24 protein-coding genes and 2 tRNA genes are annotated in these 23344 nt (G+C 33.0%); 13 read left to right on the top strand and 13 right to left on the bottom strand.

Annotated features, from left to right (window positions below; all coding sequences use genetic code 11):
* Window positions 1-168: 168 nt before the first annotated feature.
* From LPB88_RS15405 to idi, 7 genes are all read right to left on the bottom strand, one after another.
* Window positions 169-242, bottom strand: a tRNA-Thr gene (locus tag LPB88_RS15405).
* A 103-nt stretch (window positions 243-345) separates the two neighbouring features.
* Window positions 346-419 (bottom strand) — tRNA-Thr (locus LPB88_RS15400).
* A gap of 78 nt (window positions 420-497) precedes the next feature.
* Window positions 498-764: a hypothetical protein gene (locus LPB88_RS15395; RefSeq protein WP_026982865.1), complete on the bottom strand. Its 267-nt coding sequence runs from the start codon at window positions 762-764 to the stop codon at window positions 498-500.
* Window positions 765-821: 57 nt separating this feature from the next.
* Window positions 822-1790, bottom strand: a complete 969-nt coding sequence (locus tag LPB88_RS15390; protein ID WP_230716548.1) for a type I phosphomannose isomerase catalytic subunit — start codon at window positions 1788-1790, stop codon at window positions 822-824.
* 63 nt (window positions 1791-1853) lie between these two features.
* Window positions 1854-2312: a peroxiredoxin gene (locus LPB88_RS15385; protein ID WP_230716547.1), complete on the bottom strand. Its 459-nt coding sequence runs from the start codon at window positions 2310-2312 to the stop codon at window positions 1854-1856.
* A gap of 3 nt (window positions 2313-2315) precedes the next feature.
* Window positions 2316-2726, bottom strand: coding sequence for a 6-carboxytetrahydropterin synthase (locus LPB88_RS15380; RefSeq protein ID WP_230716546.1), 411 nt, complete (start codon window positions 2724-2726; stop codon window positions 2316-2318).
* Between the two features lie 24 nt (window positions 2727-2750).
* Window positions 2751-3278, bottom strand: coding sequence for an isopentenyl-diphosphate Delta-isomerase (gene idi, locus LPB88_RS15375; RefSeq protein WP_230716545.1), 528 nt, complete (start codon window positions 3276-3278; stop codon window positions 2751-2753).
* 295 nt (window positions 3279-3573) lie between these two features.
* Between idi and msrB the strand changes: the two genes are divergently transcribed.
* From msrB to LPB88_RS15350, 5 genes are all read left to right on the top strand, one after another.
* Window positions 3574-4128, top strand: a complete 555-nt coding sequence (gene msrB / locus LPB88_RS15370) for a peptide-methionine (R)-S-oxide reductase MsrB (RefSeq protein ID WP_230716544.1) — start codon at window positions 3574-3576, stop codon at window positions 4126-4128.
* Window positions 4129-4135: 7 nt separating this feature from the next.
* The gene (msrA, locus tag LPB88_RS15365; protein ID WP_230716543.1) at window positions 4136-4744 is read left to right on the top strand and encodes a peptide-methionine (S)-S-oxide reductase MsrA; all 609 of its coding nucleotides are present in this window, start codon (window positions 4136-4138) and stop codon (window positions 4742-4744) included.
* A gap of 229 nt (window positions 4745-4973) precedes the next feature.
* Entirely contained in the window at window positions 4974-6389 is a 1416-nt protein-coding gene (locus tag LPB88_RS15360) for an aminopeptidase P N-terminal domain-containing protein (RefSeq protein WP_230716542.1), read from the top strand.
* 843 nt (window positions 6390-7232) lie between these two features.
* Window positions 7233-7580, top strand: a complete 348-nt coding sequence (locus LPB88_RS15355; protein ID WP_230716541.1) for a cupin domain-containing protein — start codon at window positions 7233-7235, stop codon at window positions 7578-7580.
* A 144-nt stretch (window positions 7581-7724) separates the two neighbouring features.
* The gene (locus tag LPB88_RS15350; protein ID WP_230716540.1) at window positions 7725-8684 is read left to right on the top strand and encodes a quinone oxidoreductase; all 960 of its coding nucleotides are present in this window, start codon (window positions 7725-7727) and stop codon (window positions 8682-8684) included.
* A gap of 94 nt (window positions 8685-8778) precedes the next feature.
* Here the strand turns inward: LPB88_RS15350 and LPB88_RS15345 are convergent, their stop codons facing one another.
* Together LPB88_RS15345 and LPB88_RS15340 are read right to left on the bottom strand one after the other, a co-directional pair.
* Window positions 8779-9873: a hypothetical protein gene (locus tag LPB88_RS15345; protein WP_230716539.1), complete on the bottom strand. Its 1095-nt coding sequence runs from the start codon at window positions 9871-9873 to the stop codon at window positions 8779-8781.
* Between the two features lie 9 nt (window positions 9874-9882).
* On the bottom strand, window positions 9883-11442 hold the full coding sequence (locus LPB88_RS15340) for an NAD(P)/FAD-dependent oxidoreductase (RefSeq protein WP_230716538.1): 1560 nt from the start codon (window positions 11440-11442) through the stop codon (window positions 9883-9885).
* A 294-nt stretch (window positions 11443-11736) separates the two neighbouring features.
* Here LPB88_RS15340 and LPB88_RS15335 point away from each other — a divergent pair, with 294 nt between their 5' ends.
* Window positions 11737-11976 (top strand): hypothetical protein, encoded by a 240-nt coding sequence (locus tag LPB88_RS15335; protein ID WP_230716537.1) that lies wholly within the window; start codon window positions 11737-11739, stop codon window positions 11974-11976.
* Between the two features lie 150 nt (window positions 11977-12126).
* On the opposite strand, the gene recQ is transcribed toward LPB88_RS15335, so the two are convergent.
* Window positions 12127-14322: a DNA helicase RecQ gene (gene recQ / locus LPB88_RS15330; protein WP_230716536.1), complete on the bottom strand. Its 2196-nt coding sequence runs from the start codon at window positions 14320-14322 to the stop codon at window positions 12127-12129.
* A gap of 87 nt (window positions 14323-14409) precedes the next feature.
* Between recQ and LPB88_RS15325 the strand changes: the two genes are divergently transcribed.
* The 5 genes from LPB88_RS15325 to LPB88_RS15305 all read left to right on the top strand — a co-directional run bounded on the left by LPB88_RS15325 (window position 14410) and on the right by LPB88_RS15305 (window position 17797).
* Complete coding sequence (locus LPB88_RS15325) at window positions 14410-15375, top strand: SIS domain-containing protein (RefSeq protein WP_230716535.1); 966 nt, start codon at window positions 14410-14412, stop codon at window positions 15373-15375.
* The gene (gene tatC, locus LPB88_RS15320) at window positions 15375-16193 is read left to right on the top strand and encodes a twin-arginine translocase subunit TatC (protein ID WP_230716534.1); all 819 of its coding nucleotides are present in this window, start codon (window positions 15375-15377) and stop codon (window positions 16191-16193) included. Before LPB88_RS15325 ends, tatC begins: the two co-directional genes overlap by 1 nt.
* Window positions 16186-16539, top strand: a complete 354-nt coding sequence (locus LPB88_RS15315) for a carboxymuconolactone decarboxylase family protein (RefSeq protein ID WP_007803834.1) — start codon at window positions 16186-16188, stop codon at window positions 16537-16539. Before tatC ends, LPB88_RS15315 begins: the two co-directional genes overlap by 8 nt.
* Window positions 16540-16737: 198 nt before the next feature.
* On the top strand, window positions 16738-17478 hold the full coding sequence (gene lptB, locus LPB88_RS15310) for an LPS export ABC transporter ATP-binding protein (RefSeq protein WP_230716533.1): 741 nt from the start codon (window positions 16738-16740) through the stop codon (window positions 17476-17478).
* Window positions 17479-17575: 97 nt separating this feature from the next.
* Window positions 17576-17797 (top strand): DUF5808 domain-containing protein, encoded by a 222-nt coding sequence (locus LPB88_RS15305; protein ID WP_230716532.1) that lies wholly within the window; start codon window positions 17576-17578, stop codon window positions 17795-17797.
* Between the two features lie 59 nt (window positions 17798-17856).
* Here the strand turns inward: LPB88_RS15305 and LPB88_RS15300 are convergent, their stop codons facing one another.
* Window positions 17857-18717, bottom strand: coding sequence for a glycoside hydrolase family 25 protein (locus LPB88_RS15300; protein WP_230716531.1), 861 nt, complete (start codon window positions 18715-18717; stop codon window positions 17857-17859).
* 10 nt (window positions 18718-18727) lie between these two features.
* The gene (locus LPB88_RS15295) at window positions 18728-19459 is read right to left on the bottom strand and encodes a phosphatidylcholine/phosphatidylserine synthase (protein ID WP_230716530.1); all 732 of its coding nucleotides are present in this window, start codon (window positions 19457-19459) and stop codon (window positions 18728-18730) included.
* Window positions 19460-19734: 275 nt separating this feature from the next.
* Here LPB88_RS15295 and LPB88_RS15290 point away from each other — a divergent pair, with 275 nt between their 5' ends.
* Window positions 19735-20718, top strand: a complete 984-nt coding sequence (locus tag LPB88_RS15290) for a PorV/PorQ family protein (RefSeq protein WP_230716599.1) — start codon at window positions 19735-19737, stop codon at window positions 20716-20718.
* 36 nt (window positions 20719-20754) lie between these two features.
* The gene (locus tag LPB88_RS15285; RefSeq protein WP_230716529.1) at window positions 20755-21891 is read left to right on the top strand and encodes a DUF4105 domain-containing protein; all 1137 of its coding nucleotides are present in this window, start codon (window positions 20755-20757) and stop codon (window positions 21889-21891) included.
* 1 nt (window position 21892) lies between these two features.
* Here LPB88_RS15285 and LPB88_RS15280 read toward each other — a convergent pair whose 3' ends face one another.
* A complete protein-coding gene (locus LPB88_RS15280) occupies window positions 21893-23287 on the bottom strand; it encodes a sugar transferase (protein ID WP_230716528.1) in 1395 nt (464 codons plus the stop codon).
* Between the last annotated feature and the right edge of the window lie 57 nt (window positions 23288-23344).

Raw genomic sequence — 23344 nt, 5'->3', positions numbered from 1 at the left:
TAAGAAAATTATTGTTACATTTTTCCAAATTTCAATCGCGATAATTAGCGAACAAATTCCAAGCACTAAAAAGAAGCACTAAGATTGGAATTAAGAATTTAAAAAATTGGAATTTATTAAGTATAAACCAAAAAAAAACCATCACTAAAAAGTGATGGTTTTACGTTGAGCCGGCGGAGGGACTCGAACCCACGACCTGCTGATTACAAATCAGCTGCTCTAGCCAACTGAGCTACGCTGGCGACTCATTACGGGTGCAAATATAAAATGGATTTTTGTAATTTCCAAAATAAATTTACTGCTTATTTTAATAAAAAACCACCACTATAAGTGATGGTTTTGTTGAGCCGGCGGAGGGACTCGAACCCACGACCTGCTGATTACAAATCAGCTGCTCTAGCCAACTGAGCTACGCTGGCGACTCATTACGGGTGCAAATATAAAGCGGTTTTTCGTTTTACCAAAATAAATTTGCACTTTTTTATACTTTTTTTTGCTTACAATTCGTTGATTTTAGCAATCAATTGATTAGCAGTTTCTTCCAATTCAACATTGATTTGTTTGAAGTGTGCTTTTTTGTTTTCAACGTTCTTAGCATTCACTTTTGTGATCAAAGTATCAAATGCAGCAATAGCCTGATCGATCAAAGCATTCGTTTCCGGAGTTGGATTTCCTGTTGTAGACATTTCAAATAAGTAAATTGCCTCAATAATATCTCCTAATACGAAGTTGATGTCTTTCTTTAAATTTTTAACGTTTGCCATTTTTATTTTTATTTTAATTTGCGTCTGCAAAAGTACATATAATCTTTATATTTAGCCCTATGAAATGTAAATTTCTAAAATTGAAGCATTTCCATCTAAAATAAATGCATTTATCTCAGCAGGAACCAGAACAGTATCTCCTTTTTTATAAACTTGTTTAAAACCGTCATACTCAATTTCAAAACTTCCTTCAATACACATATATACTGTAAAAGTTGCTCCGGATTTAGTAACGTTTATTTTATCTTTTAACGGAATAAAATTGGTGGTAAAATAAGGACAATCAACTACTGCATTCGAAGTATTGTCTTTAGTCTCATATTTCTTTTGAGTGTCTACCTTATTATAGTTTATAGCATCGAGTGCTAAATCTACATGAAGTTCTCTTTTATTTCCTTGTGCGTCTACACGATCAAAATCATACAAACGATAGGTAATATCAGAAGTTTGCTGAATTTCGGCAACTACAAGTCCGGCACCAATAGCATGAACAGTTCCGGTTTCTAAAAAGAAAACATCACCAACCTTTGCTTTCACATCATCTAAAACAGAAACTAGTGTATTATTGTGCAAATGCTCTAAATATTCTTCTTTACTGGAATCTTCTTTAAAACCAACAATAATTCGGGCATCAGTATCGGCTTGCAACACGTACCACATTTCGGTTTTACCAAAAGAGTTATGACGTTCTTTTGCCAATTTATCATTTGGATGCACTTGTATCGAAAGGTCTTCACGAGCATCCAAATATTTAAAAAGTAGTGGAAACTGTTTTCCAAAACGTTTGTAAACTTCTGTTCCCAGAATTTCATTTGGCGTTTCGTCGATAAGTTCCATCAATGATTTTCCTTTCAAAACTCCATTTGCAATCGTACTTACATCGCCTTCGACAGTAGATAATTCCCAACTTTCACCTGTAATTTTAGATACAATTGGTTTATTAAGAACTGTTTTTAGTTTTTCTCCTCCCCAAATTCTTTCTTTCAAAATGGGTTCAAATTGCAAGGGATATAATTTTGACTTCATGAATATATTTTTTGGGCTAATATCTTTATTAATTTAACACTGATATAATACTATTTTTTAGTTTTATAATACTAATTCTTTAATAGTTTCAAGTGCTTTCGGAATGTGTTTTGCAGCATTCATGCTGTCAAAAATCAAAATAACAACGCCATTTCGATCAATAACATACGTTACTCTTCCTGGTACAAGACCAAACAAAGTATCACGAACCCCAAAAAGGTGTCGGATTCTTTTATCCTGATCAGATAACAATATAAAAGGCAATTGATGTTTCTTGGCAAATTTTTGATGTGATTTAATACTATCACTACTTATACCAATAACCTCAGCGCCTAAGTCTTTAAAATCTTCGTATTGATCCCTAAAACTACAAGCTTCGGTAGTACAACCGGGCGTATTGTCTTTTGGATAAAAATAAATCACGAGTGGCTTTCGGCCCAAAACACTTTGGCTTTCAAAAACTTCTCCATGACTATCTTTTGCAGTAAAATTCGGAACTATATCTCCTATTTTTAATGACATTTATTATTCTCCTTTATAAGTTACAAAATTGCGGTCCGTTTCAGTCAAAACGATTTCTAAATCAAAATCCGGCTGAATTTTTTTTCTAATTTTATTCCATATCACAACCACAATATTTTCGGCAGTTGGATTTAAATCTTGAAATTCCGGTACATCCAGATTCAGATTTTTGTGATCAAACGGTATTTCTACTTCTTCGCGTATAATATCCGCCAATACTTTCACATCTAAAACAAAACCAGTTTCCGGGTCAATTTTTCCTGTAACACTTACTGTTAAACCATAATTATGACCATGAAAATTAGGATTATTACATTTTCCAAAAACAGCATCGTTTTTCTCAAATGTCCAATCTTTCCTGTGCAATCGATGTGCAGCATTAAAATGTGCTTTTCTTGATATGGTTACTCTCATTTTGGTTTTTCGGTTAGTATGGTTTTATATTTTATGGTCTTCTAAATAATGATAAAATTCATCAAAAATTATTTTGAACCAAACGGTATAAATTTCGGGTTGCTTTTCAATATCATTTTTTACGTCTTCAATCTTCATCCATTTCCAGGCTTCAACTTCATCAAAATTTATGTTTGGATTATCATTATAATATCCAATCATAACATGATCCAGTTCATGTTCTGTAAGACCATTATCAAAAGGAGCTTTATAGATAAAATGAAAGAGTTCTTTCAATTCGGTTTTAAACCCCATTTCTTCAAACAATCGTCGACTTCCTGCTTCAATATTTGTTTCTCCTTCACGCTGATGACTGCAGCAAGTATTTGTCCAGAGTAAAGGTGAGTGGTATTTTTGATGGGCACGCTGCTGTAGCATAATCTCGTTTTTACTATTTAGGATAAAAACTGAAAAAGCGCGATGTAAAAGTGCTTTTTCGTGTGCTTCTAATTTTGGCATTAAGCCAATTTGCTCATCATTTTGATTAACTAATATTACGTTTTCTTCTATCATTAGGGCGTTTTGTACAAACAAAAATACGAAAAAAGAAATGGCTTGAAAATCTTAGAAAAGATTGTGAAAAGTTTAACGAGCATTGCATTTTATACAAAACTGATTTACAAATGTTTACAACCAACATTATTCATAAAAACCTTTAAAAATAAGGTATAAAAACTATATCCATCTATTTTTCGTAAATACAAAAAGTTAAAACATACTTAAATAAATCTGAATTGTAAAGTACCCGACATTTCAAGGTAAAATCTCGTTGTATCTTTGAAATACAGAATTAAAGCACACAAAAACAATGAAAACAAAAACTCAAATACTCAGCCTTTGCTTTTTAATTCCGCTCTTCATTCTACAAGCATGTGGACAAAGCGCAAAAAAACAAAACACAAAAACAGTGGCCATGGAAAACAAAATCTCTAAACCCGGAAATCCTTATTACTCCAATACAGACACAACAAAACTAAATGTGAGTAACGCCGAATGGAAAAAAGTGCTTCCTGATGATGTTTATGCCGTAATGCGCGAAGCTGATACCGAAAGACCTTTTACCGGAAAATACTGGAAGTCTGATGAAAAAGGAACATATTACTGCGCTTCCTGCGGAAATAAACTTTTTAGATCCGGCGCTAAATTCGCAAGTAGCTGCGGATGGCCTAGTTTTTTTGAACAAGACAATAAAACCAGCGTGGTTTACAAAAATGATAACTCTCTTGGAATGGAAAGAATCGAAGCCCTTTGCGGTCGTTGCGGCGGGCATCTAGGACATTTATTTGATGACGGACCTCCACCAACCGGAAAACGCTATTGCATGAATTCGATTGCACTTGATTTTATTCCTGACAACAAATAACAAAGAAATGAAAAATACAATTTTAATTTGCCTTTTTGCTTTATCCTTAAATGGATTTGCGCAAAATAAAAAAGCTTCAAACCTCGAAACTATTACCCTTGGCGGAGGATGTTACTGGTGTGTAGAAGCTGTTTATGAAAATCTAGACGGAGTAAAATCTGTTGTTTCGGGATTTTCAGGAGGAAAAGTTGCCAACCCATCTTATGAGGAAGTTTGCACTGGAACAACCGGTCATGCCGAAGTAGTTCAAATTACATATGATAAAAACGTAACCGATATTAATGAAATCTTTCAGGTTTTCTTTACCGTTCATGATCCAACAACTTTAAACAGACAAGGCGCAGATGTTGGAACGCAATATCGTTCCGTGATTTTTTATAAAAATGAAGAACAAAAAAAGGCTGCAGAAAGTATCATTGCCGAATTGAACAAAGCAAAAGTTTACAACAGCCCAATTGTGACAAAAGTAGAACCTTTTAAAGCTTTCTATAAAGCAGAAGATTATCATCAGAATTATTATGCGAATAATAAAAATCAACCGTATTGCAAAATGGTAATTCAGCCTAAAATTGAAAAATTCGAAAAGGTTTTCAAAGACAAACTCAAAAAGAAATAAAAATACTTCATAAAGGTTAACACTAATTGCCGTCCATTTTATGGACGGTTTTTTTATGTTTTTCGCCAAGAATTTCACGAATCTACACGAATTATATTTTATGTTCAGAATATAAAAATTAGCAAAAATTCGTGAAATTCGTGGCAACTTTTTCCCTCTAACAGTAAAACATTTTTTTTTGTAATTTGCAGCAATAAACCAATCAAAAACCAAAACTAAAAACTGCCAAATGAAGCAATTATTTCTACTTTTTACTTTCTTACTTATTCTTCCAAAAATTCATTCACAAGAAAACCTGCCAACTGATTATCTTTCAAAAGAATTTCATCAAGGCCGCAGAGAAGCTTTTAGAAAACTTATGCCTGCCAATTCTGTTGCAGTGATTTTTTCGTATCCGGAAAGAGTTTTTTCAAGAGACATTAACTACAATTTCCATCAAAATCCCGATTTGTATTACCTAACCGGATACAAAGAACCGGATGCCGTTTTATTGATTTTTAAAGAAGCACAAGGAACAGATCAAACCTATAATGAAGTATTTTTTACAAGAGAAAGAAATGCCGCCAGCGAAATGTGGACCGGAAGACGTTTGGGTATCGATGGTGTAAAATCGCAATTGGGAATTTCTAACGTTTATAACGGAAAAGATTTTAAAGATTTTGCTATTGATTTTAAAAAATTTGATAAAATAATATACGATAATATACCTGTAGATATTAGAAATAATTCAACTGGTTTTGATCTTTCCGGATTACTACAGACCTTCAAAACCAAAGCCGGAATTACAAAAGAAGATCATGTTTCTTTAGAATTTTTCAGATCTATTACAAGCACGCTTAGAGAAATCAAAACTCCGGAAGAAATGGAATTAATGCGTAAAACCGTTAAACTTTCCTGCATTGCTCACAATGAAGTTATGAAAGCCGTTGGCCCTGATATGAGCGAAAACGAAGCTGACGGAATTCATGCTTATATCCACAAAAAATATGGTGCCGAGGGCGAAGGTTATCCTCCAATTGTTGGTGCCGGAGCCAACGGATGTATTTTACATTATGGAGAAAATAACAGTACAAAAATTGACAATCAATTACTATTAATGGATGTTGGATCTGAATATCACGGCTATTCTGCTGATGTTACCAGAACAGTTCCCGCAAACGGAAAATTTACCGAAGAACAAAAAGCCATTTATCAATTAGTTTATGACGCACAAGAAGCTGTTTTCAAAATTTGCAAAGAAGGAACACCGCTTGTCGATCTAAACAATACAGCAAAAGAAGTTCTGGCAAACGGCTTGATAAAACTAGGAATTATTACAGATCCTAAAGATGTAAAACTTTACTATCCGCACGGTTGTTCTCACTTTCTTGGCTTAGATGTTCACGACAAAGGAAATTTCAGTGGCCCAACAAGTACTCTTAAAGAAAATATGATTATAACTGTCGAACCAGGAATTTATATTCCGGCAAATAGTAAATGCGACAAAAAATGGTGGAACATTGGTGTTCGTATCGAAGATGACATTGCAATCAAAAAAGATTCATACGAAAATCTATCAATTGACTCTCCAAGAAAATGGCAGGATATTGAAAAATTGGCAACACAGAAAAGTACATTTAATGAAATGAAATTTCCTAAAATATAAATTCGCAAAAATCTTTAAAGATAAAATAAAAACGAAACTACTCTGAATTCAAAGTAGAGGCTGTTTACGAGGGACTTTTTAGTCCCTCTTTTTATTTAATTCAAAAATAGCATTTGAATTATTACCTCCCTTCCTTTCTTCTATAATGCTCTAAATACTCTTTTAGCATCTCATCGGTAATATTTCGTATGGTCTAAACCCCATAACCACTTACTCAAAATACTGACCCAAATAACACAATTGAAGCTCTGAAAGCTCCATTTGCAGTTTTCCTGATGTTCTGCCTTTCAACCTTTTTTAAATAACTTCAAGCATATCTGACTTGAAACACACATAAACAACTAAAAAGAAACACATTACACCTAAAAACAACACTAATAATTTAGTTTTAAACCATTCTGCATCTCTTTTTTTCGTAAATTAGTACTCCCAAAAAAAGAAGCCATTTATCGCACTTCAATTTTCAAACCTAGTGAAGGTAAGACGAAAAAAACAACGGATTCGAACAGGCATGGGGATCAACATTACAAAACAATCCCGACTGACAACAAAATACTTTATTGAAAAATTCAGTGAGTGAAACATTCCAAAACTCAATAGTCTTACGACTGCAAAAATGCCAATTTTTCCAGCTAAATATCCTAACACTAATTTTTCGAATCAGGAAAAATTCATCTCATTGTATTAATTAAAAAAGTATTGCGATAGAACTTTATCTTTTTCATGAAACTCAACCATGATGAAGTTCTCAAAAGGAATGAACAATAAACAATTCTGCAAAAAATTAATCAATAAAAAAGAAATGAAATGAAAACAATAAAAAAGAATTTGATATCTCTATTCATGCCAATATTTTTGATATTGAGTGTGAGTATGTATGCGCAAGATCCTATAAAAGTAGCTCCTAACGTATATAAAAAAGTACTTCTCGACAATGATCGAGTAAGAGTGATACAACTTGAGTTTGCTCCCGGGGAAACAATTCCATGGCATAGTCATCCTGATCATACCATCTATGCATTGAGTGATGGAAAAATTGAAATAACTGATAAAGGTAAAGCTCCTGTCACTATCGACATTAAAGCAGGAGATGCTTTATACATTCCCGCAGTTACACATATGGCAAAAAATTTGGGAAACACAACTGTGAATTTGGTTGTAACAGAAATAAAACCCAGACCTAAAAAATAAAACATTATGAGTATCTAAACTTTTTTAGTATTTAATTTAAAGTAACAACCTAAATTCAGGTTGTTACTTTTTTTAATTTTAACAGCATCTCTAAAATGGAGCCAATATATTTTCCGTTCTTTGCATTCCTAAAAATATAAAAAAATGAAAGCACTTACCTTCTCTACTTTTGGAGATTCAGATGTTTTAGAATATATAGAAATTCCGAAACCGGAATTAAAAAACGATGAAATTTTAGTCGAAATGAAAGCCATCGGATTAAATTTTGCTGATGTTTACAGACGAAAAGGAAATTATCATTTAAAAGGAAATCCGCCTTTTATTGCAGGTTACGAAGGTGCAGGAATTGTTGTCGATGCTAATAATCATTCGGAATATAAAGTTGGAGATCGCGTGGCTTTCGCCGATGTTCCTTTTGCAAATGCTGAATTGGTTGCCGTAAATACAAATCACGTTTTGCCATTGCCCGAAGCTATTTCTTTTGAAACTGCCGCCGCTATTTTACTGCAAGGTTTAACAGCGCATTATTTGGCAACAGACAGTCACAAAACTCAAAAAGGAGAAACGGTTTTAATTCATGCGGTTGCTGGCGGAGTGGGACAAACTTTAACTCAAATAAGCAAACTTTTAGGTGCTAATGTTATTGGTTTAACCTCATCTCCAGACAAAGCCAAAGTTGCTATCGAACAAGGAGCAGATCATGTTTTTCTATACAATGAAGACTGGAAATCAGATATTTTTAAAACAGTCCCAAATGGTGTTGATGTAGTTTACGACAGCGTTGGAAGCACATTGAAGGAAAGTTTCGAAGTCACCAAAGAATGCGGGCAAGTTGTTTTCTTCGGAATGGCAGGTGGCGATCCTGAACCTGTAGATCCAAGAATGCTAATGGATACTTCAAAAACATTAACCGGAGGAGATCTTTGGAGTTATTTAAACTCTAAAGAAGAAAGAATCAAAAGAGCCAATCAATTGTTCAATTGGATTATCGAAGGAAAAATTACGCTTTCGACACCAACATCTTTCAAATTATCCGAAGGAAAACTAGCACATGATTATCTGGAAAGCCGAAAAAGTACAGGAAAAATAATTTTGATTCCTTAATAGAACTAAATATTTTTTTCGCCACGAATTCACGAATTATTTTAAAAACTTAATTCGTGAATTCGTGGCGTTTTTTTTTTAAAAATTACGTAATTCACAACTGATTAATCTCAATCTTTGTCAACTCAGACAATTCTAAAATTCTGTTTACATCATTTTTATTTGCTACAAAAAACAAATAATTATCCCCATGCGTATCGTAAGTCATTAGTTCAAGATTACGTTTCTCTAAAGCCGATTGAATATAAGGAAACAAATCGTGGCTATAAGTTTCTTCCGGATATTCGAAATTCAAATCTTCATCTATCATTTCTGAGATAAAATATTCTGCATCTTCAGGATCAAATTTCCAATCGCTATTCCAACAATATATACTTTCGAAAAAACTCCAATGATTTTCAACGATTTCGTGATATTCTTTTGATTCCTTTTTAAAATTTTTCAAAAGTTTTTTTGATTGTTTCTGAAGCAACTTTTCATCCACATTTCCTCTTGAAACCAGTTTTATAAATTCTTCAAAAGTTTCCTGCGTCAATTCAACTTCTTCAGGCAACAAATTCTCATCTGAAGGGAGATTAACATTTTCAGGAATTGCAATATTTAAATATTGACAAATGCCCTGCAAAACTCTTTCAAATTCTTTAAAACCTATTTTCTGAACATCATTTTTTGGATCATTAATATCAATATATTCTGTATCAAGTATTCCTCTGGTATAATCCAGAAAATAACTGTTATTATACAAAATTCTAAAATCGTTGGTTTCTAAACTGTTTGTACAACAAAAGAAAATAGCGAAATTATGCAAAACATGTTTTAAGTGCTTTTTCATTTCCGGAGTTGGCGGCTCAGTATAAAACTGAATATGGATATAATCGTATTCTAATTCTGCCTGAATATCCTCTTCTGAAATAGCTCCAATATTAAGTTTTTTATACAATTCGTTTAAAACTTCATAAGCATTTTTTAATCCTGCTTTTTTAATTTCGTTTTGTGCGTCTTCATTATTAAATGAATTTGGAAACGAATATAAATTCACAGAAACCGTATCATAAATCCCTTTCAGCTTAATCTCTAATCTATTTTCTTCATTATATAAAGAAGTGTAAATAGAATCAATAACATCAAAAGAAACAATTGATTTCGGGTCGTTATTTCTACCAAAGAAATTAGAAAAGAAGTTTTTCATAAAAACATATTATTTTAGAGTTTCAGCAATCATCAATGCGCATTTTTCGCCGTCAATTGCTGCAGAAATAATTCCGCCGGCATAACCTGCTCCTTCTCCACACGGATATAAACCTTTTATTTGTAAATGCTCATAAGTCAAAGGATCTCTTGGAATTCTAACCGGAGATGAAGTTCTGCTTTCCGGAGCGTGCAAAATAGCTTCATTAGTTAAATAACCACGCATCGATTTTCCGAACTCTTTAAATCCTTCACGCAGAATTTGCGATAAGAAACCCGGAAAAACCTCTCCCATTTCAACCGAAGTTGTTCCTGGAACATAAGAAGTTTTCGGGATATCTGCTGAAACTTTATTTTGTGTAAAATCAATCATTCTTTGTGCCGGAACTTTTTGAGTTTCCCCAGCCAAATGCCACGCTTTTTGTTCGATACTTTTTTGAAATTCCATTCCGGCCAAAGCACCAAATTTTGCAAAAGGCTTAAAATCTTCCAATTTTAATTCGATTACAATTCCTGAATTTGCTGTTGCCTGATCGCGTTTAGAAGGCGACCAACCATTTGTCACCACTTCTCCCGGGCTTGTAGCACAAGGCGCAATTACACCTCCCGGACACATACAGAATGAATACATTCCGCGGCCATTAACTTGCTTAACGATAGAATATGGAGCCGGAGGCAAATGCTCGCCACGATAATCGCAACTATATTGAATACTATCTATTAATTGCTGTGAATGTTCTGCACGAACCCCCAAAGCAAAAGGTTTTGCTTCAATAAAAATTTTCTTTTTATCTAATAATTCAAAAATATCACGTGCCGAATGTCCGGTTGCTAAGATTAATTTATTAGCAAGAATCTTATCTCCGTTTTGTGTTACGATTCCTTCAACTTCATTATTTTTTACCAGAATATCAGTTACCCTTGTATCAAACAAAACCTGACCACCAAACTCGATGATTTTATTTCGAATATCTTCAATGATTTTTGGCAATTTATTCGTTCCGATATGCGGATGTGCTTCTACCAGAATATCTTCGGAAGCTCCAAAAGCGACTAAAAGTTCTAAGATTCTGGTTACATCTCCACGTTTTTTAGATCGTGTATATAATTTTCCATCAGAATAAGTTCCTGCTCCACCTTCTCCAAAACAATAATTAGAATCTTCATTAACTAAATGATCAACATTGATTGCTTTTAAGTCGCGTCGGCGTCCGCGAACATCTTTTCCACGTTCGATTACAATTGGCTTTAAGCCTAATTCAATTAATTGCAAAGCTGCAAAAAGTCCCGCCGGACCTGCCCCAACAACAATCACTTCCTGAGCCGAAGAAACGTCCTTATATATAGGTAGCTCTATTTTTGTTTCCTGAAAGGGTTCTCCCTGCAAATAAATAATAACTTTCAAATTGATTTTGATCGCTTTTTGACGCGCATCAATAGATCGCTTTAAAATAGAAACGTGTTGAATTTCCTTAGGAGAAACCTTTATTTCTTTAGACAAATAGTCTTTTAGCAACAATTCGTTTGCAGCTATTTCTGGAGTTACCTGAAGTAAAAGTTCTCTTGGCATTTTGTTTTATTTATTCAATTAGCTTTTCTATTTATGAAAAGAACATGCAAAAATACTACTTTGAAATGAAATTATGTCTGTACAGTAAAATTTGCACGCAGATTTACACAGATATGAGCAGATTTCACACTGATTATCTTTATCCAAAAACCCTATACCCTTTGCAATTAATTTTAGCCACAGATTATTATGATTAAAAAGATTTTTAAAAAACACTGGTTTCTTAATATAAGATCCATTTTCAAAATAGACTTTGTACCTTTGCTCCTCTGAACCTTTGCACCTTAAAAAACAATGTCTAGAAAAATAAAACTAATTTGGGATTTCCGTGGTCCGGCATCGGCAAAAACAGCCGAACATCACGAAATTCATTTGAAAGAATATATTGTGATAGAAAAACTTCCATTAAATATTACGGGGTTTAAAATCATAAACGAAATGCAGGCAATCGCTTTTATGGTTGTCACCGATGAAAATATGATTCAGGTGAGAGATGCTTTAAAACCCCATCGTGGGGAAGTCTTTGAAGGATAAATTCCAATAAAAAAATCCAAATTCCAATTTTCTTGGAAAATCTCAAATAAAAAATTCCAAATTCCAAAATGTCTAGCACTTGGAATTTGGAATTTAAATATTTACTGCTCCAAAATTGGAATTTGGATTTTTTGTATTTGGAATTTAACTTTAGTTCGCTACTTCACTAATAAATTTAATTCGCATTAAGCGCAATTCATCAATATCATAATCACCATCGAATTCTTTAAGAGCGTCTTCGATTTTGTCTGATTCTGATTCCATGAAATAGTCGTGAATTTCTTCTTGCTGATCATCATCAAGCATATCATCAACCCAATATTTGATATTTAGTTTTGTACCTGAATATACAATTTGCTCCATCTCTTTGATCAAAGCATCCATCGAAAGTCCTTTTGCAGAAGCAATATCACTCAAAGGTAATTTTCGATCTATATTCTGAATGATGTATAATTTATTTGCGGAATTTACTCCGGTAGATTTCACCACTAAATCATCCGGGCGAATGATATCATTATCTTCAACATATCGACTGATTAGAGCAACAAATTCTCCACCATATTTTTTAGCTTTCCCTTCTCCAACACCGTGAATATTGTACAATTCCGTTAAAGTAATTGGATATTTTAAAGCCATGTCTTCGAGAGAAGGATCCTGAAAAACAACAAACGGAGGAACACCTAATTTTTTGGCTACTTTTTTACGCAGCTCACGCAACATTCCCATTAAAACTTCATCAGCAGTTCCTGATGATTTTGCTGCTGTTACAATTGCTTCATCTTCAGATTCATTATATTCATGATCTTCAGACATCATAAATGAAGATGGTTTTTTAATGAAGTTCAAACCTTCTTTTGTGATTTTCACCACGCCATAAGTTTCAATATCTTTAGACAAATAGCCTGCAACTAAAACTTGTCGAAGTAATGCCATCCAATATTTTTCGTCATGGTCCGCGCCTGATCCAAAAAAGGATTGTATATCTGTTTTGTGTGCTTTAATTACCGCGTTGACACGACCTATTAATGTAAACACAATTTCTTTTGACTTATAAATATGTTTCGTATCGCGAACGATTTCCAATAATTTAACGACTTGCTCCTGAGCTTCGATTCTCGTTTTAGGATTACGAACGTTGTCATCCATATCTGCACCTTCGCCTGTTTCGCTGTCAAATTCTTCACCAAAATAATGCAATAAGAATTTTCTACGTGACATTGAGGTTTCGGCGTAAGCCACAACTTCCTGCAATAAAGCAAAACCAATTTCTTGCTCAGCAACTGGTTTTCCAGACATAAATTTCTCTAGCTTTTCTACATCTTTATAAGAGTAATAAGCCAGACAATGTCCTTCTCCTCCATCACGTCCTGCACGACCAGTTTCCTGGTAATAGCTTTCAAGTGATTTTGGAATATCGTGATGAATTACAAAACGAACGTCTGGTTTGTCGATTCCCATCCCGAAGGCGATTGTTGCTACAACCACATCTACATCTTCCATCAAGAACATATCCTGATGTTTAGCACGGGTTTTGGCGTCTAAACCTGCATGATAAGGAACGGCACTGATTCCGTTAACTTGTAAAACTTCGGCAATCGATTCTACTTTTTTACGGCTTAAGCAGTAAATAATTCCGGATTTGCCTTTATGTTGTTTGATAAATCGAATGATATCCGACTCTATATTTTTCGTTTTTGTGCGAACTTCGTAGTACAAGTTCGGTCTGTTGAATGATGCTTTAAAAGTATTTGCATCAGACATATCAAGGTTTTTCAGAATATCTTCCTGAACTTTTGGGGTTGCAGTTGCGGTAAGTCCAATAATAGGAACTTGTCCTAATTGTTTAATAATGTTTTTCAGATTTCGGTATTCAGGCCTAAAATCATGCCCCCATTCTGAAATACAATGCGCTTCATCAATAGCAACAAATGAAATTGGCACGCTTTGTAAAAAAGCAACATATTCTTCTTTAGTCAAAGATTCCGGTGCTACATATAAAAGCTTGGTCAAACCAGAAGTTATATCTTTTTTTACTTGTGCTATTTCTGTTTTTGTGAGGGAGGAATTTAAAACATGGGCAATTCCGTTTTCTGAAGAAAGGCTTCGAATGGCATCAACCTGATTTTTCATCAAAGCAATTAAAGGAGAAACAACGATAGCTGTTCCGTCCTGAATTAAAGCGGGTAATTGATAACAAAGAGACTTTCCACCGCCCGTTGGCATAATCACAAAAGTATTCGTCTTATGTAAAATACTCGTAATGACTTGCTCCTGCAAGCCCTTAAATTGGCTAAAGCCGAAATACTTCTTTAATTCCTTGTGTATTTCAATTTCGTTTGAATTCATTCTTTATATTAATGGATATTTTGTATAAATTTGCAACACATAAAGATACAACTTTCTTTTATACATACAAATTTTAAATATTCTGTTTTGATCACAAAAGAAAATATATTGGCAATCGCCAAAAAAACCATACTCTCTGAAAGTGAAGCAATTACAAAGTTAATTGATTTTCTGGACGAAAATTTCTACGAAGCAACACAGCGCATTTACGAAACCAAAGGTCGATTGATCGTTACCGGCATTGGAAAAAGCGCCATTATTGCTCAAAAAATGGTTGCCACTTTTAACTCTACCGGAACGCCATCTATGTTTCTACATGCTTCAGAAGCCATTCATGGAGATTTAGGAATGATACAAAAAGAAGACATCATTATTTGCATTTCAAAAAGTGGAAATAGTCCTGAAATAAAAGTTTTAGTTCCTTTATTAAAACGTTTCGGAAACACTTTGATCGCGATAACAGGAAATATGACTTCGTTTTTAGCCAAAGGTTCTGACTATGTTTTGAATACAACAGTTGACATGGAAGCTTGTCCTATAAATCTAGCACCAACAAACAGTACTACAGCACAACTTGTAATGGGTGATGCGCTTGCGGTTTGTTTAATGGAAATGCGTGATTTTAAACCAGAAGATTTCGCCGTATATCATCCGGGTGGTGCTTTAGGAAAAAAACTATTGCTTCGTGTTAAAGATATGATCGAACATTCGTTGAAACCAATGGTCGCTCCGGATACTTCAATCAAAAAAGCTATTTTTGAAATATCAGAAAAAAGATTAGGTGTAACAGCTGTAATCGAGAATGATAAAATAATTGGTATTATTACCGATGGAGACATCCGAAGAATGCTAAATGACGTAGATACTATTGCTGACTTAACTGCAAGAGATATTATGTCAAAAAATCCTAAAACAGTGTCTTCAGAAACTATGGCGGTCGATGCTTTAAATATTTTAGAAGATTTTTCTATAACACAACTGATTGTTTCAGACAACGGCGAGTACAAAGGGGTATTACATTTACATGACATTTTAAAAGAAGGAATCGTATAATGGCAAAGAAAAACCTTGGCGAGATGTCATTTTTAGACCATCTTGAAGAATTAAGATGGCTGTTAGTAAGAAGTACAATTGCAACAATGATAATGGCATTTGTCACTTATTTTGTTAGTGATTATTTATTTGATAAAATTATTTTAGGCCCAACCAGACCTACTTTTTTTACCTATGTATGGTTTTGTGATTTATCACATAAATTAGGTTTTGCGGATAGTATCTGTATTACCGAATTGAATTTTATTATTCAAAATACAGAAATGGAAGGCCAGGTAAACATCTTTGTATGGATGTGTCTTTTGGCTGGTTTTATCTTGAGTTTTCCTTATATTTTATGGGAAATCTGGAAGTTCATCAGTCCTGCTTTATATGTGAAGGAAAGAAAAAATGCTAAAGTTTTCATATTTACTTCTTCTTTACTTTTCTTTTTAGGAGTATTGTTTGGATATTTTGTAGTAATCCCAATGTCGGTAAATTTCGTGGCTACTTTCTCTGTGAGTGATGTGGTAAAAAACCAATTTACACTAGACTCTTATATGGGAATGGTAAAAACAAGTATTCTTGGTAGTGCAATCTTTTTTGAATTACCAATCGCTATTTATTTCTTAACTAAATTAGGATTAGTAACTCCTGATTTTTTAAGAAAATATTGGAAATATGCTGTAGTAATTATTTTAGTTATTGCCGCAATCGTAACTCCTCCAGACGTAGTAAGTCAAACTATTGTAGCAATACCAATGTTGCTTATCTACGAAGTGAGTATCCTGATTTCGAGGATTGTTTATAGAAATAAATTAAAAGAAAGTAATGTCTGATATCATACAAGAATTTAACGACTATCGTTCTAAAATGAACGAAAAATTATTAGCTGACAATAACAAAATTGTTAAGCGAATTTTTAATCTTGACACCAACGCTTATGCTCCGGGAGCTCTTGATGTAAAAACAAAAGAACTTTTAGGATTAGTAGCTTCAGCAGTTTTACGTTGTGATGATTGTGTAAAATATCACTTAGAAACCAGCCATAAAGAAGGAGTTACCAAAGAAGAAATGATGGAAGCAATGGGAATCGCAACTTTGGTTGGAGGAACAATTGTAATCCCTCATTTAAGAAGAGCTTACGAATTCTGGGAAGCTTTAGAAGAAGAAGCTGCAAATTAGAAAATGTGTCAATTAGATAATTAGATAATTTCCTAAAAACTGTAATTATCTAATTTTGAAAGCGCAATATTTTGTTAATTCATTTATCTGATTGATTATTTTACTTTTAATTTGCCTCTTCTAATAAATTTTAAAATTGAATTGAGTTAGTTTTTCAATTATCTCATTTTCAAATTATCTAATTATCTAATTAAAATAATGAAGCTAAGAGCCGATAATTTAATCAAAACCTATAAAGGACGTAGTGTTGTAAAAGGAATTTCTGTTGAGGTAAATCAAGGAGAAATTGTGGGACTTTTGGGTCCGAATGGTGCAGGGAAAACAACTTCGTTTTACATGATCGTGGGATTGGTAAAACCAAATTCAGGAAATATTTATCTGGATGATTTGAATATTACCGATTACCCAATGTACAAACGTGCACAACAAGGAATTGGTTATTTGGCACAGGAAGCTTCAGTCTTTAGAAAATTAAGCATTGAAGATAATATTCTAAGTGTTTTGCAATTGACTAAACTTTCAAAAGAAGAGCAGGTTGCAAAAATGGAAAGTTTAATCGAAGAATTCAGTTTAGAACACATTCGTACGAATCGTGGAGATTTACTTTCAGGAGGAGAACGTCGTCGTACTGAAATTGCACGCGCTCTGGCAACTGATCCTAAATTCATTTTATTGGACGAACCTTTTGCTGGTGTTGACCCAGTTGCGGTTGAAGATATTCAGAGAATTGTAGCACAGTTAAAAAATAAAAATATCGGGATCTTAATTACCGATCACAACGTTCAGGAAACTTTGGCTATTACTGATAAAACGTACTTAATGTTTGAAGGTGGAATTTTGAAAGCCGGAGTTCCTGAAGAATTAGTTGAAGATGAAATGGTTCGCCGTGTTTATCTTGGACAAAACTTCGAATTGCGTAAAAAGAAACTTGAATTTTAATGAAAGGTATATGTTAAAGGTAAAAAGTGAAATGTAAATTACTTTTTGCCTTTTTTTCTTTTACAAATTACATTTTACATTTTACATAAACTCTAATATGATTCCACAAAAACCAACTCAGCAAGATTATAACAACTGGCATAACGATCCTAACAATTGGCATTTAGGAATGTTCTATTATAACAAGGAAGATAAAAGAATGTTTGTCCCAAAAAGAATGAAATGGGCTGGATTTACATTAAACTTTGCAAATACAAAAGCAGTTTTAATTACGATTGCTTTCCTTTTCTTCATATATACTTTGACGCAAATTAAATAAAAACAAACAGTCACAATTTTCAACTACTTTATAATACTGAAAACTGTGACTGTAAAACTTTAGTCTACGGTTATAAACTGCAATTGTTCTAAATCGCCATTGTAGATATTTACATCAACACGATGTTTTATTCCCGGTAAAGATGCTTTCTCAGTAAATTGCCAAAAAAGCCAATCCGGTTCTATTTTCTCTCTGTAGAAATTATAATTGGCAATCCAAAATAGATATTCTCCAAATTCTTCTTTCAGGAAATCATCATAATAACGCTCTCCTGTATAAATTATCGGGCGAACCTGATAATGTGTTTCAACTTTATTAAGCCAACGTTTTAGACCTTTTTTTAAGCTATCTAAAGATTGATTCTTTGGTAATTTTTCAATATCAAGAACAGGCGGCAAGTCCCCTTTTTGTAATTTTACTGTTTTAATAAAAAGATTTGCCTGCTCGATAGAGTTTTCATTTGGTCGGTAATAATGATAAGCACCCCGCATAATTTTATGCTCTTTAGCACCTTTCCAATTTCTCTCAAATTGTCCATCAACTCTGTCATTTCCTGCCGTAGCACGAACAAAAACAAATTTAACAGGATATTTTTCTTCCAGAACTTCAACTTCATCCCATTGAACTTTTCCTTGAAATTCAGAAACATCAATACCTATTACCTTTCCTTTATGGTTTTCGAGAACCTGAATGTTTCTAACATCCGAAAGATGTTTATCAACCTCATCTTCATCTAAAACTTTATTTGATTTAAAGCCAAGATAATATGCCAGTCCATCACGATAATGATAAACTGTGCTAAAAAAAAGTAATACTAAAAAAGAATAAATAATGAAACGAAGTCCACTTGCCAAAAATGATCTTTGAGGTTTCGTCTTTCTGGAATAAGAAGTTCGTCGTGTAGTTGTTTTTCTTGCCATTCAAATAAAACTACTTTTTCAAAAACAAATTATTCACTACTGAAAGCAATACATAAAAAATGATAATTAAAGGAATTGCTATGTATTGAAGCGACACTAGTAATATCAAAGAAATCACTAAAAATATTATTTGCAGCACATTATCCTTTATAGTAAACTTTTTAATTTTTAAAGCAAATAACGGAATTTCGGCATTCAAAATATAAGCACTACACAAAGTAATCACTAATAAAACCCATTGATTAGTTAATATTTCAAGCATCATTAACGAATCTGAAAATTTTAAAACCAAAGGTAAACTCAATATAAAAAGAGAATTTGCCGGAGTTGGCAAACCAATAAACGAATCCGTTTGACGTGTATCAATATTAAAATTAGCCAATCTGTAACAAGATCCTAAAGTCACGATAAATCCTAAAAATGGAATAGCGGGATTTGTTCCTAATTCATGTGCACTGTTTAGAAACAAACTATACATCACAAAACCTGGCGCAACACCACTCGTTACCATATCAGCCAAAGAATCTAACTGCAAACCAAGCGGACTTGAAACTTTGAATAATCGGGCGAAAAAACCATCAAAAAAATCAAAAAAGATTCCTAAACAAACAAAGTAAAAAGCCAATTCATAATTAGAAGAATCGCCCGTTTCTATAGCTTTAGAAATAAAAACAACTGCAATACAGCCACAAAAAAGATTGATTAATGTAATTAAATTAGGAATGTGTTTTTTAATATTCATCTTTTAAAATTTTAGATAATGATAGGGGACAAATTTAGCATAATATGTCTATGTTATCTGTGTTTTTGCAAGAGTTTTTTATTCGAAAATTTGACTTTCGCATTATTTATCAAAAGGAATAAATTTGCTGAGTAAAATATTATATTTTTGGTAAAAATTAAAACAAACTTCGGTTTGCAAAAAAATATCCGTTGAAGAAAATCCTTGCGTTTTTATTATTTAGTAGCTGCACCGTACACTATGGACAAACTGTTCGAAAATATTCGAATGAATTTATGAATATTGGTGTCGACGCTGCCGCATTAGGAATGTCGAGTGCCGTAGTTGCTTCTACAAATGATGTCAATTCTGTCTATTGGAATCCAGCAGGTTTAACGCACCTTGAAGATCATCAGATATCTTTAATGCACGCCAATTATTTTGCTAATATCGCGCAATACGATTATATAGGCTACGCAAGCCCAATTGATGACCGAAGTGCCTGGGGAATTTCGATGATCCGTTTTGGTGTTGACGACATTATGGATACTACTCAATTGATCGACAATCAGGGAAATATTGACTATAATCGAATTAGTTTATTCTCTACTGCCGATTATGGATTTACTTTTTCATACGCCAGAAAACTGCCTGTTGAGGGATTTCAATATGGAGTTAATGCAAAAATTATCAGGAGAATTATTGGGAAATTTGCTAATTCCTGGGGTTTTGGTTTTGATGTTGGATTACAATTTGAACAAAACGACTGGAAATTTGGTTTGATGCTTCGCGATATTACCACAACGTATAACGTCTGGAATATTGACGAGAAAGAATATGAAAAAATTGCCAATGCTATTCCGGGCGAAAATAACACATTACCTGAAAGTACTGAAATCACGCTGCCAAAAGCACAATTAGGAGTTTCAAAAAGGTTTGAATTTCATAATGATTACAGTCTTTTAGTTGCTACAAATTTGAATATGCGTTTTGAGCAAACTAATGATATCATATCGACAAAAGCAGTAAGTATTGATCCTGCAGTTGGTTTTGAATTTGGATATACTGATCTTGTATTTTTGAGAGCAGGGGCCGGAAATTTTCAGAATGTAACACAATTAGACAATACTGAAAAAGTAAATTTTCAACCGAATATTGGCTTGGGTTTTAAGTACAAAGGCGTTCAGGTCGATTATGCTTTGACCGATTTAGGTAATCAAAGTACAGCTTTGTATTCAAATATTTTTTCTTTAAAGGTAGATTTAGGTATCTTTAGATAATTTTATAAACCATTAAACTTCTTAAAATTTTAAATTATGAAAAATGTCATTTTCAAAAAAACACTTTTTAGTTTACTATTATTACTAAGTTTTACTGGTTTCAGCCAAAATTTACCTTTATCAAAAGATGCCAAAATAAGCGTTATCACTTGTGGCTTGGGTAACGAAACATATTCTTATTTTGGTCATACGGCTATTCGTGTTGCCGATCCTGCAAACAATATTGATCTGGTTTACAATTATGGTGCATTTGATTTTTCGACACCAAATTTTGTAATGAAGTTTGCAAAAGGTGATTTACAATATTTTGTTGTTGTACATCCATTTGTAGATTTCATGAATGAATATACTTATGAGAAAAGAAGTGTTTTTGAACAAGAGCTTCTTATTCCGCAGGATTCAAAGCAAAAACTTTTTGATAATTTAAACAATACATTACTTTCTGAAGATCGTTACTATACCTATAAATTTATTGATAAAAACTGTACGTCAATGGTTGTTGAAATTATCAATAAAACTTTAAATGGTGAAGTGATTACAAAGAAAGAAGATACTGATATTACTTATCGCTCTATTCTATTCCCTTATTTTGATGGGCATTTCTATGACAAATTAGGAACGAGTATTATTTTTGGAACTAAAGTAGATCAATTAGGAACCAAAATATTTTTACCTTTTGAATTGAAAAACAGTTTAGAAAAAACTACTTTCAAGAATCAGCCTTTAGTAAGTACTAGTAAAACGTTATTACAATTCGAAAAAGAAACACCAATCTCATGGTGGAACAACATCTTTACTTACATTATCATTCTACTTTTTATCGCATTAATAAACAAGCGAATAATTGACAACATTTATCTTTTGCTCTTGTCTTTTATGGGGATCTTTTTTGTTTTTATGGGATTTTATTCTTCTCACCACGAACTAGCTATGAATTATAATGTACTTCTGCTTAGTCCACTTTTGTTAGTTTTGGTTATTCTTTCAATTGCAAAAAATAAAAAATGGACTTATCGATTTGCCGTTTTACATCTAATCTTTTTAGTTGTTTATTCTCTTTTTATAATCAACAAAGCGCACTTCTTTATTGTTTTACCAATGATTATTACAAATGGAATAATCTTAGTTAGAATTGCAATTCAAAATAAAAAACCTATTCCGATAATTATCTAAATTATTGTCCACGATAAAATAAAACGGTAGTAATTGTTTTAAAAGTGATACTCAAGTCAAGAAAAACGCTTCGGTGTTTGATATAGTATAAATCATATTGAAGCTTTATCAAACTCTCATTTATAGATTCTCCGTAAGAATAATTGACCTGTGCCCAGCCAGTTAGTCCTGGCTTTATAACATGTCGGGTTTCGTAAAAAGGCATTATTTGCGCAATTTCGGCAACAAAAAATGGTCTTTCTGGTCTTGGCCCAATTACAGCCATATCGCCCTTTAAAACGTTGATAAACTGAGGCAATTCATCAATTCTTGATTTACGCATAAATTTCCCGAATGGAGTTACACGTTTATCATTTGAAGTTGCGAAAACAATGCCATCCGCTTCTGAATTTTTAATCATTGTTCTAAACTTGTAGATTTTAAAAACAACACCGTTTTTCCCTACCCTTTCCTGTGTATAAAATAGACTTCCTTTATTAGCAATAAGATTTCCGATAAAAATAAAAGGGACTAAAACAAGACAAATCAATAAACCAGTAAAAGATAAAAAGAACTCAAAAAATCGAATTACAAATAAATACAGCTTATTATTATTGCTCCGGCTAAAAGGAAAAAAGCGATAGAAATCACGAGAAATATAGTGAACTGGAATACGCTGCGTCTTGCTTTCATAAACTTGTGTATACTCTCTTATTATATTTCCCGACTCTAATAAATGAAGTAATTGTTGATATAAATCGGCGGTGATTCCATCCGTTTTCTGAGAGGCAATAACGATCTCTGAAACGTTATTTTTACTCACAAAAGACTCTAAATCATTCTTTTTAATTTCTTTTACGTAATGAAATTTCAGATTTTCTTCAGAAACTGAATCTGAGTTTACAAAACCAATAATCTTATAATGTGGATCTACGCTTTCAAGTCCTAAAACCAATCTTTCTACTTGATCCTGATCACAAATCAAAACTACGTTCTGTGAAAATCGGTGCGATGCCAAAAAAATAGCATAAAAGAAACGCCACAACAATAAAACAATTAATACTGAAAAATAAAAGATCAATACAATTAATCGTTGCTTAGGAAGTTCCGGAGATAAAACAGGTGTAAATAGATACACCAGAACAGCTGTGCTTGCAGCAAGAACTACACTTCGAAGAATTTGAAATTGATTACTGGCAACTTGCAAATTATACATTTCGAAAATAGTTCCAAAAGCATTGATATAGCAAGCAAGCAAAATTGGACCAAAGTAACTACTGTTCTCTAAAACAAAATAATGATAATCGAAAACTAAGCTTAGTAGGTATAAAACTGATAAAACAAAAAGGGTATCAAAAGCACGAAGCAGAAGTTTCCTTTCTGAAATTTCGAAGTGCATTTTTTTATTTGAAAGCATATATTTTATTTGTTTAGGGGCGTTAAACTGAAGCAAATATATTATAAAAAAGAAAAC

It is taken from the genome of Flavobacterium sp. JAS (assembly GCF_020991455.1).
Classification (GTDB): Bacteria; Bacteroidota; Bacteroidia; order Flavobacteriales; family Flavobacteriaceae; genus Flavobacterium.
The sequence above is the reverse complement of the archived record's forward strand: the minus strand, read 5'-3'. Positions and strand labels throughout refer to the sequence as shown.